Origin of the sequence: Anaerobiospirillum sp. NML120448 (assembly GCF_023050945.1) — a bacterium.
Taxonomy (GTDB): domain Bacteria; phylum Pseudomonadota; class Gammaproteobacteria; order Enterobacterales; family Succinivibrionaceae; genus Anaerobiospirillum.
The window spans coordinates 134,550-146,043 of the sequence record NZ_JALKIM010000001.1 but is presented as its reverse complement, the minus strand read 5'-3'; the positions used below and the strand labels follow the sequence as shown (position 1 = coordinate 146,043).

The 11,494-nt window shown below is 37.9% G+C and carries 8 protein-coding genes; 2 read left to right on the top strand and 6 right to left on the bottom strand.

Translation table 11 applies throughout. From position 1 onward, the window contains the following. Positions 1-100: 100 nt before the first annotated feature. From MXE38_RS00615 to MXE38_RS00590, 6 genes are all read right to left on the bottom strand, one after another. Positions 101-670, bottom strand: coding sequence for an ABC-type transport auxiliary lipoprotein family protein (locus MXE38_RS00615; protein ID WP_246909966.1), 570 nt, complete (start codon positions 668-670; stop codon positions 101-103). 151 nt (positions 671-821) lie between these two features. Beyond that, entirely contained in the window at positions 822-2,504 is a 1,683-nt protein-coding gene (locus tag MXE38_RS00610; RefSeq protein ID WP_246909963.1) for an MlaD family protein, read from the bottom strand. Between the two features lie 4 nt (positions 2,505-2,508). Next, positions 2,509-3,945, bottom strand: coding sequence for a PqiA/YebS family transporter subunit (locus MXE38_RS00605; protein WP_246909959.1), 1,437 nt, complete (start codon positions 3,943-3,945; stop codon positions 2,509-2,511). Between the two features lie 189 nt (positions 3,946-4,134). After that, positions 4,135-4,662, bottom strand: a complete 528-nt coding sequence (gene nrdG / locus MXE38_RS00600) for an anaerobic ribonucleoside-triphosphate reductase activating protein (RefSeq protein ID WP_246909957.1) — start codon at positions 4,660-4,662, stop codon at positions 4,135-4,137. A gap of 184 nt (positions 4,663-4,846) precedes the next feature. After that, entirely contained in the window at positions 4,847-5,014 is a 168-nt protein-coding gene (gene nrdD / locus MXE38_RS00595) for an anaerobic ribonucleoside-triphosphate reductase (protein WP_246909955.1), read from the bottom strand. A 52-nt stretch (positions 5,015-5,066) separates the two neighbouring features. Further along, on the bottom strand, positions 5,067-7,331 hold the full coding sequence (locus tag MXE38_RS00590) for an anaerobic ribonucleoside triphosphate reductase (protein WP_246909953.1): 2,265 nt from the start codon (positions 7,329-7,331) through the stop codon (positions 5,067-5,069). A gap of 404 nt (positions 7,332-7,735) precedes the next feature. Between MXE38_RS00590 and earP the strand changes: the two genes are divergently transcribed. Together earP and efp are read left to right on the top strand one after the other, a co-directional pair. Next, positions 7,736-8,893: an elongation factor P maturation arginine rhamnosyltransferase EarP gene (earP, locus tag MXE38_RS00585; RefSeq protein WP_246909950.1), complete on the top strand. Its 1,158-nt coding sequence runs from the start codon at positions 7,736-7,738 to the stop codon at positions 8,891-8,893. A 294-nt stretch (positions 8,894-9,187) separates the two neighbouring features. Then, the gene (efp, locus tag MXE38_RS00580; protein WP_246909948.1) at positions 9,188-9,751 is read left to right on the top strand and encodes an elongation factor P; all 564 of its coding nucleotides are present in this window, start codon (positions 9,188-9,190) and stop codon (positions 9,749-9,751) included. Positions 9,752-11,494: the final 1,743 nt, after the last annotated feature.

Genomic DNA, 11,494 nt, shown 5'->3' with positions numbered 1-11,494 from the left:
CTATATTTTAGTTTAATGTAGTGTACTTTTAGATAGTAAAATGCGCCTTCATTTTTTTAATGAGGCGCATTTTAGGAGCTCAAAAAGGAAGAAACTTATACTATTTTTTGGCTTTAAAGGCCTTAAAGTCGCTTATAAAAGCTCTTACTTGTTGCAAATAGCTATTCTTGAGCTCAGATACTAGTGCATCATAACCATCCTGAGGGATATTAGTTTGTGCTGCATAATCTTTTAGCAAGATTGTTTTACCGCTTTTGATATCACTTAACTTCACAGAGAAAGCAACCAAAGCTAAACCATCAATTGTTCCTTGAAACTGTGAAACATAAACTTCTGTTTTTAAAGACTGAATGCTTTTACCCAAATCAGCATTTAATAGCTCATCTACCAAGAGTAAACGCAGCTCTTTATCTAAGTCAGCACTATAACGATAGTTCTTGGCAGGACGTAAGGTAACGTCGCTCATTTGCAGTACTACACCGCCCTGATCTAAAGCAGGAGCTAAAGATAAATCGACCTTGGCTTCATATAAATAAGTCTTAGGATCAATGTCTAAGGTTAAGGAATAGCGATCAAAGTTAACCTCGCCCGCCCCCATAGAGCAGCTAGTTACGCTTAATGAGGAACAAGCAAGCAATCCCAACAAAATATAAGGCTTAAGCATTCCCATATTGGCTCCAGTTTTTCTATAAATTCATCAACTACTGCCCAACAATAGCGCCACAGGCATTGATAGCTGCGATAGCTGCGATATCCACAATAGCATCGATAGCCATGCCTGTGGGCTACAGATTAGAAGGCTCTACATTAATTGTAATGTTCTATTTTCCTTTTGGAGAGCGTGGAATTGGATCTTCTTGGCTTCCAAAAATAATGGATTTAGGACTTTGGCCTACTTCACTGATGGCAGGCGATAGATCTTGAAGAATTTGCTCTATGTTCTTTAAGTTTTGATGTAAGGTCTTATAAAGCTCTGTTTCAGGGCCATAGCCTTTGACAGAGTTATTAAAATTCTCAAAGGCATCAGCTAACTTAGAAATAACCTGAGTGCGCTCTACAGCATTATTAGAGCTAGTAAAGGAGTTCATAGCAGCGCTAAAAGCACGTAAGCTATTTTGTAGCTCTGTGGATAGACCAGCCACGTCAAACTCATTCATCTTAGCCATAAAAGCGTCTAGTTGGGCGCTTAATGATTGCATAGGAATTAAAGGAATAACATTATAGCTATTGTAAGTTAGCATGCCATTGACAGTCTTAGTGCCTTTAATTTTGAAAATATCACGAGAGGCAATGCACTTGTTATTAGGGTCTACAGTTAAATCAATTTGATTGTTATTCAATACTAAATTTGCAGATCCTACTCGGGCACAGAGGCTAGAGGTCTTCAAGTAACCATCTAAAATGCTAGAGATTTCCTCTTTATTTACTTTGTTACTATCAATAGCAATTAATACTGGCAGTGCTTTAGAGGAAAAGACCTGAGAGCCATCTTCAAACCAAGGAGCTTTTACCACCTCACCTACTTTAACGCCTCTATATACTACAATAGAGCCAGGTCTAATATTATGAATAGAGTCCTCTAACATCACTACGTAAAGTAAGGAGCCCTCAAGAGCACTGACACGAGCATCATCACGACGAGTAAACAACCTAAAGGTAGTATTATCAGGCACAGAACCTTTGATCTCGCTATTATCAATAAAGTTGTCAAAAGTAATGCCACCTACTACTAGGTTATCTATAGATTCAGTACGTAAAGAAGCGCCTGAGGTAGTAATATCAAACTCAAAACCAGAGCTAATCCAAAACTTGGTATTAAGATTAACTAGCTTATCGTAAGGCTCTCTAATAAAAGCACGATAATGAATTTGCTGATTGGCAATATCTAAGCGGGTCTCAGTAATAGCACCGACATTAAAACCTCTAAAAGAAACAATATCGCCATTGCTTAACTTACGTGAGTCATTAGCATATAAAGAAATCATAAGACCCTCCTCATTATTTTGTCTAATAGGAGGTTCATCAAGGGCCACAAAGTCACTAGCATAAGCATCTGAGGTGCCCATACTAAGTTGAATATAAGATCCCGAAAGTAAGGTATCCAAACCAGAAATACCAGCACTTTCAATACGAGGTTTTACTACCCAAAATCTAGTATCTGCTCTTAGTAGATCTTCGGTATTTTTATCCATCTGTACAGTTAGAACGATATTGCGATAGTCAGGGGATAAAACAACATCATTAACCACACCAACAGTTACCGATCTTGTTTTAATTAAGGTTTTACCCTCTTCAATACCCTCGGCACTAGGCAAGGTAATATGAATCACAGGGCCATTATTAAAGGTACTATTCCAAATTAATAATCCTGTTAGCATTAAGGCAATTAAAGGAACAACCCAAATTAAAGAAAACTTAGTTGGTTTGCGTTCTAAAGCAGTAGTACCACTTGCAACCTCTTGGGCAACAGCATTGGTAACTATATTTTTTTGCGGTGTGTTCATACGATTACTCTTCAGTTGGGTGTTCTGAATCTTGCTTGGCTACTGAGCCTTTGAGCCTTTCATAGTTTTTAACCAATAACTCTTTAGCATTAGGATTTAATATAGCATCTGAGTCTTTGTCGTCATTAATTACTCGCCCCTCTTCATCTAATAGGGTATGAGAGCGGGTGGATAAAGCATGATCCCACAACAGTCGCTCATCATATTCTTCTGCTGCTAACATGGTAAGCAACACAGTAAAGCTAAAAAAGACAATAGCTATACCAGGACTAATAGTTAATAAGCCTGACATTCTTACTACTGTGGACATAATAATGACCACGAAAACATCAATCATTGACCAGCGACCAATGAATAAAACAATACGGTAAAGCTTATTGTACTTACTAGGATTGCGCTTAAAACCGTATTTAGATGCATACATTAGCCATAAAATACAAAGGATTTTGAGCATGGGGATACAAATACTGGCGATAAAGATCACCATAGCAACAAAGTAAGAGTTCATGCCCCACAAAGAAATCACACCATCAATGATGTTTGAGCCTACTGCTGTACCTAAGTATTCAGTTACCATAATAGGGTAAATATTACTTGGGACATAAATAATTACAGCCGACAAAAGTAGAGCAATAGTCTTTTGATAACAACTAATAGCTCTGTAATCATTGGCATGATTACACCTTGGACAATGCACTGCTCCTTGATAGAGATAGCTGTCTGTATATTGCTGATTGCTATCCTTGCTTAAGGCTCTTTTTTTACGTTTATAGACCATACCGCAGTGTCGGCACATAATCAGGCCCTGATCAATGCCTCTCATGCCTATATGAGCGTATTTAAGCTCGGTATCATGTCTTTGGAGAAGATTCCAAATGGTATACGGGCTTCCTTTTGAATAGCACCATACCATGAGCATGGCAAATAAAATTGCCGAATAAAATCCTGAGTGAAAATCTACATTCGCCAAAGCTACCAGCTTAACCAAACTTACAATTACACCTAAGATAAATACATCCACCATACAAAACAGGTGACAAAAAGAATAAATGTTGGCTATTCGTCTGGTAACAGTCAGTTTAAAAAATACTATGCCAATAACTATCAGGTGCATTACTAATGGACATAAAAAGGTAAATAGAATGCACAAGTACATCAATAAAGACCAATCACGACGCAAAATAGTAACAATTGTTGTCAATGACATCGACTGACTAATGCCATATGATGAAATACTCATAAAAGGCAAAGTCAATGAGGTAAACAGCATAATTACTGAGGCAATTGAGACAATAGCTAAATTCTCCAAAGAGACTTTATTAGCTGAGCGCAAGGATGACTTACATTGGGGACAGATGCAGCTATATCCTTTTTTATAAGGAGGCAGTTGTACCACTAAATCACAAGATCGGCACAATAGCTTTGACTTAGTCTTTTGCATACTTTGTCTCTAAAAAATTAGCTTAATCTTTGCCAAGATTTCAGCATGTAAAATATTAAGAGCGTATTATCCTAAAAAGTTTTAGGTGAACACATTCAGTTTAATGGAACTTGTTAGTAATTTACTTTAATCAAAAAAAATAAAGGGGCATAAGCCCCTTAATATTAAGTTTAACCTTAAAACTTTGCACTAAACAAAGCCTTCTGCCAACACTACTTTATCTTGGGCTAAAGACTTAGGTACATCGATAATTCTTTGATTGGTAGAGCCTCTAAAATCAATATCCATAGAGTGCTTGGACTGAACATATGGACCATCAACTAAGACATCAATTTGCTCTAGCAAAGAGCGGAATTTATCATCACGCTCTAATTTGTCATAAGTATAACCAGAGTAAGACCAAACTGAATAGCCTTCTCTTTTTAATACCTTAGCCAATAGGCTTAATGCACCTGCCTGAATAAAAGGCTCACCTCCAGAGAAGGTTACACCAGTTACCAGTGGGTTTTGCTTAATCTCATCATAAAAGATCTTAAGCTTAACATCCATGCCACCCTTTAAAGGCTGGGATTGTGGGTTATGGCATCCTTTGCAATGGAAAGGGCAACCTTGAGTAAAAATGGTATAGCGTATTCCTGGACCATCAACAATAGACTCAGTAACTACACCTGCAATTTTCAAGGTAGTGTTTTCTAATGCCTTTAAATCCTGATCCATATAGCAGCTCCTCAAAATCACTCACAAAACTTATTTAAAAAACATACTTTAGTAATATTAATCTATCTTAATTAAGTTTTTTCACTGCAAAACGACCAAAAAAAGCAAAAACGAACTTATTTCAAAACAAAAGGCCCTTTAATGTAATTAAAGGGCCTTTTGTGCAAAGATTTCAAATATCTAATTAAGAGCCAGAGACATGCAAGTGCTTAACACGATCCTTTTCCTCAGCTTGCTTGGCATTATTGAAGCGATCTAAAGAGCCTACCAAATAACCAGTCACACGACGGATACGCTCAAACTTAACACCCTCACCAACAATACCATTACGAGCATGAACTCTAGTTACCATTAAATGTCTCCTAATTTAGGCTTGAGAAAAATTAAATAAAAACTATTAAATATTAACCACGGCAGATGCAGTCAACACCCAACTTGCTTAAGCGCTCAATGGTGACACCTTCACCATCTTTACGCCCGCACTTAGGACATACATCATTAATTACACCTACGTAGCCACAAACAGGGCAACGATCTACAGGGTGGTTAATTGAGCCATAGCCAACGCCACAATCACGCATATAAAGAACTACACGCTCAAAAGCATCAATGTTCTTGTTTAAGTCGCCATCCATTTCAACATAGGAAATGGCACCTGCGTTACATAATTCGTGGAATTTACCTTCAATACGAATCTTATCAGCGGCACTAATATTGTAATAAACAGGAACGTGGAAACTATTGGTGTAATAGCTTCTATCAGTAACTCCAGGAATAATGCCATAGATCTTCTTATCAATATTCACAAAGCGGCCAGATAAGCCCTCAGCAGGAGTTGAGAATAAGGAGAAGTTTAAGCCAGTCTTTTGAGTTTGCTTATCGGTTAGCTCACGCATATGGCGAATAATGTTTAAGCCAAGCTCTAATGCGCTTTGGCTTTCACCATGATGCTGGCCTACTAAAGCTACTAAAGTTTCAGCAAGACCAATGAAGCCCACAGATAAAGAACCGTTCTTAATTACATCACGAATCTTGTCATCCCAGTGGAGGCGATAAGAGTCAATCCAAATACCCTGTCCCATTAAGAAAGGATAGTTATAGACATGCTTATCGGCAATAATCTCAAAGCGATCTAACAACTGTTCAAAGACCATATTTACCATACGATCTAAAGACTCGTAGAACTTAGAAATAGAGCCATGAGCCTCAATAGCTAAGCGAGGTAAATTGATGGTAGTAAAAGATAAGTTACCACGGCCTGGAATAACTTGTTTAGTCTTATCGTAGTCATTGCCAAAGACACGAGTACGACAACCCATAACAGCAACTTCTGTTTCTGGGTGACCTTCAACATAGTACTGCTTATTATAAGGGGCATCTAAGAAGGAGAAATTAGGGAATAAGCGCTTAGCACTTACCTTACAAGCTAAGCGGAATAAATCATAATTTGGATCGCCTTCTTTAGTGTTAACGCCATCTTTAACCTTGAAAATTTGTACAGGGAAGATAGGAGTTTCACCACTACCTAAACCAGCGTCAGTAGCCAAGAGCACGTTCTTCATAATCATACGTTGCTCTGCTGTAGTACCAGTACCATAGTTAATGGAGGAGAAAGGTACTTGAGCACCAGCACGGCTTTGCATGGAGTTTAAGTTGTGAATTACAGCCTCCATGGCCTGATAAGTTTCACGATTGGTAAGCTTGAGAGCCTCAGACATGGTATAGCTTAAATTGTCCTCTAACTCATCACCCTCAAACTTAGAGCGTAAGATTTCCTTTACTAATACAGCAATTTGCTCTTGGGTGTGATCGGCTAAAGCTGTGCCATTGTCTTTATAGATTTGCTCAATAGCAGCCTTAAGGTCATCAAGGTCAATATCATCATTGCGTAACACAATCTTAATAACTTGGCGTAAGTGCTTGTTATAAGACTTTACTACATATGGGGCCAAATCATACTCGAACATAGGAATGGACTGGCCACCATGCATGTCGTTTTGGTTAGACTGAATGGCAATACAAGATAAAGCAGCTGCTGACTGAATAGATTGTGGCTCACGTAAGAAGCCGTGACCTGTAGAGAAACCACGTCTAAAGAGATCAGTTAAATCAATTTGGCAACAATTGATAGTTAGCAAATAGAAATCTAAATCATGAATATGAATAGAGCCATTGGAATGGGCAATAGAGTGCTCTGGCTTTAAAACATAGCGCTTAACAAAATCTTTTGAGCCCTCAGAGCCAAAACGCAACATTAAGCCCATTGGTGCATTAGCATCAATATTGGCATTTTCGCGCTTTAAGTCCATATCAGCAGAGGATTTGGAGGTTAAATCACGATAAATCTTAGTAAGTTCTGCGTTATAGGTACGAACATTAGTACGTTGCTGACGGTATAAAATGAAATTCTTAGCTACATCAGAGAGATTATGCTTGATTAAAACACGCTCAATAACGTCCTGGGTATTTTCTACAGTAGGAGCAGATACATCACTATCTTCAATCTCAGCAACAACTTCAGCTGTTAGCTGATCAACCAACTTAAGCTGCTCAGCATCAAGCTCATCATCTGGATGGACTGATACCATTGACTTTTTGATAGCATTAGCAATCTTGTTACTATTGAAGGCCACTTTGCGGCCATCACGCTTTACGATGTATCGAATCACCTTGTAGCCCCCTGAAAAGACTAAGAACTAAAAATTTAAAGTCATAATGCAAAATAAGAGCGAGACAAAGCCAAGGAGTTGGTATATCTCCTTGTTTCATATACGTTGTTTTAAAAAATTGGATAAATTAGCGAGTTTTTAGAAGCAAAACCCAAGAACAACTGTTACTCTTACGCCAAAGGCAAGCCCTTAATGACATGCAAAAATTTTTCAATATTACCACGTCATTGATATTAATTTTAATACTAAAGAGCAAATTATTTTGCTTGCAATTTTGCTTTTAACGATTTTTCAGTCATGCTGATAAACATAAATCATAATTAATAAACGATTTATTAAAATAATTTAATAAAGTCGCAAAACGAGCTTTTTTTCTTATAAGATCTGACAGTTAAGGTACAACTATGATTAGTCTTGATATCTTTTGTGATGTAATTGATAACTATGGTGATGCAGGTGTTTGCCTTCATCTTGCCCGTAATTTAAGTTTTCAAGATTATAGTGTAAGACTATTTTGTAATAACCTAACTGTACTTAACACTCTGCTTAATGAGCAAGACCTAAACAATGACCATTTAACTATTGAAAATTGGGAGCAACCATTAACTACTTATCAAGCCTCTCAAGTAGTTATTAGCGCTTTTAATTGTCGCTTTGACCCTGTTACTACCCAAAGCCTACATCAAGCCCAAAATCAAAATGGCACTATTATTATTAATCTTGAGTACTTAAGTGCTGAGGACTGGGTTGAGAGCTGCCATGGTCTTACTTCTTTTGTCGATAACTTAAATGTTTATTACTTCTTCCCTGGCTTTACTAGTAAAACAGGCGGCTTGAATGTTGATCGTACCTTCAAAGATCAATGTAAGCTTAACTTACAAAAGCTAAAAGAGCAGTTACTATCCCCTCACAGCACTAGAACTTTCTCCTTATTTGGCTATCACAATCCTATCATTGCTGACCTGATTAAGGTTTGTAGCCACAGCGCATGCACTAACGAAATGTTAGTCTTTGAAGGCTTAGCACTAGAGAATCTTGAGAGTATTACTAAACTCTCTTTTAAGCTAAATGAGACCACTAAGCTTAACGATAAGCTCAGTATCAACGTAAGTCCTATGGTGTCTCATGAGCGCTACGATGAAATCTTGTTAAAGAGTGACTTTAATTTAGTAAGAGGCGAGGACTCTATAGTTAGAGCTATGCATACTGGCCATCCATTTTTGTGGCACATTTATCCTCAAGACGAAAATGCTCATTTGACCAAACTACAGTCTTTTTTACAGCGTATGGAGCATATTTGTCTTAATGACATCCCTCAAATTATTGAAAATCATCACAGCTGTCCTTATTTAGAAATAGACAAAGCAACTATTAGTAAAGCATGCAAAGTGATTTACCAAACTATGATGGACTATAACAGCCAAGATCATTTTGCTAAAGACTTTAACCTAGATGAGTTTGAGCAGTTATGTAAGCCTATCTACTATAACTTTGCTTGTTATTTATGCGATCAAACAGACCTAACCGAGAGTCTTAACCAATTTATTCACACTAAGCTGTAATAATTTAACATTGCCCACTAAAAACGGCTTATTAAAGCCATATTTAGCCTAGGATTTTTATATAGCCTTTTGGATTTTCTTTTAAAATTGGAGTATAATTTAAGATTGTCATTTTGTAATTTGCTCTGATGACTTAAAGATTTGATGTCTTTATCTTAAATTTTAGTAAAGACAAATATCACCATCATGAGGTTAAGCACCTCCTGATCAATGGAAGTGCTCCTTGGGAGATAAGCTCAAGGTAGCTGTCAGCAAGCAACGGACTAATACATTCTTAAATAGGAAGCTTATTTCATGAAGATTGCACAAGAAATTCGTGCCGGTAATGTGATCATGCTCAACGGCAATCCAATGGTTGTTCAGAAGACTGAGTACAACAAGTCTGGCCGTAACGCTGCTGTTGTTAAGATGAAGCTTAAGAACCTTCTTTCTGAGGCTGGCACCGAGACTGTTTTCCGTGCTGATGATCGCATTGATGACGTAATTCTTGAGCGCAAGGACTGCACCTACTCTTACTTCAACGATCCTCTCTATGTATTCATGGATGAAGAGTACAACCAGTATGACGTTGAGAAAGACAACTTAGGTGACGTTTTAAACTACTTAGTAGACGGCATGGAAGATGTTTGCCAAGTAACCTTCTACAATGGCAAGGCTATCTCTGTTGAGTTACCAATCACCATCGTTCGTGAAGTTGAGTACACTGAGCCAGCTGTTCGTGGCGACACCTCTGGTAAGGTTACCAAGCCAGCTCGTTTAGCAGGCACTGGTTACGAGTTAAGCGTTCCAGAGTTCGTAAACATTGGCGACCGTATCGAAATTGATACCCGCACCAATGAGTTCAAGAAGCGCGTTTAATTTGCACTCAATTTATAACCAATTAAGCTTTATTGATAAGGCTTATTGGGCTTAAAAGAATTATTGGATACCCTAGAACTACTTCGTAGTTCTAGGGTATTTTTTTTATAACCATCATCCTCTACAACCACGCCCAATTAACTAACCCACCATTTAACCCACAATTTAATGCCTTATTTGCCGCCCCTTAATCAGTTCTTAAAACTTCCAACTTACAATAAGCCCATACTCTTATCAGCCTGTTTGATCTTCCCCTCCCAAATTGAGGGCTCGAGCTCACACCTTCAAAGCAAAAAATTAGTTTCCCACAACCTGGAAATTTAGCGAAAAAATGGAAACTAGATACAAAATTAGCCTGTGGGATGCTTGTGGGATTGTTGTGGGATCATTGTGGGATCTGAAATGTATAGTTTTTAGACTGTTGGAAAGTGGCGATTTCCCCACAGAAATCCCACAAGTAACCCACAAGCAAGAATGGCTTATTTATGCCGTTTTAAGCACTAACCCACAACTTTGCCCCTTATAAAGAAGAAGAGATCTATTAACCTATAATATTACTTATATTTAAGTTATCTAATAGTGACTCCAAAGTTCCTTCTGCCATGCACAGCATGGCTCACTACATTTCACGCACTCCCAAGATCCGACATCTCCGATCTCACTAAACGAGGATCCACTTTTTGTTTACTCGCCCAAAAAAGCAAAAGCCCAAGATCGATCTTTCTCAGTCAAGAACCTCACTTTGTTTACTCACCCGAAAGGCAATAACCCAAGATCGATCTTTCTTAATCAAGAACCTTACGTTGTTTACTCACCCGAAAGGCAAAAGCCCAAGATCGATCTTTCTTAATCAAGAACCTTACGTTGTTTACTCACCCAGAGGCAAAAGCCCAAGATCGATCTTTCTCAGTCAAGAGCCTTACGTTGGTTACTCACCCAAAAGCAGAAGCTCAAGATTGATCTTGCTTAATCTTAGTTAAACGTAAGGTTAAAGTTTTTGATCACTACTTAAGAGGTCATAAGTTTTAGTTTCCCACTAAAAAGCCATATTTTTTGCTAAGGGAAATTTTCTAAAGAAGTTGGTTAGAAACTTTAAGTTTTGGCTATTAACTTAAAGATAAAAAAATGTTTTTTTTTTTGAATTTGCTCTTAGTGTGAATTTTGAACTTTAAAAGTGAAGATCAAAAAAGATGTGCGGCGGCGGGCTGGGCGGGCGCTGCGGGCGGCGGCGATTTTGGCCGTGAGGTTGTGGGATAAATTAGGGGGCAAATTTTGGGGACTTTTAGGGATGGCGAGAGGGGCTATCTTTATTTTGCGCAAATAAGGCCTCTAGGATGCGTTTTTAGAGCGCTAGTGTACTTTTAGGTAGTAATGATACCTTAATTGCTTAGTCGTTCATTTAGGGGGCCTTTTAGGGGGTTTTAGAGCATTAATGATTATTAGCTCTCAATTTAGTTAATAGGAGCTGAATCAGACCTTTAAAAAATGCTGTTAGTGAAATTTTTGCAAAAGTTTACGGAAAAAGCTTTGCAAAAAGGCATTTTTTTAATCTTTTGCTGTAAAATACAGCCCGCTTGGACGCTTGTTAGTTCTTTAATTTTGCACTGTTAGTTGTGGGATTCTTTTGAACATAGAAGCCATAAATTAAAAACTGCCCTAAGCTGTGGGATACTTTACTCACTTATGCATAAGGAGCGGTGGTTAATTTATGGCTGTCTATATTAATTGCAAAACAAACTGCTT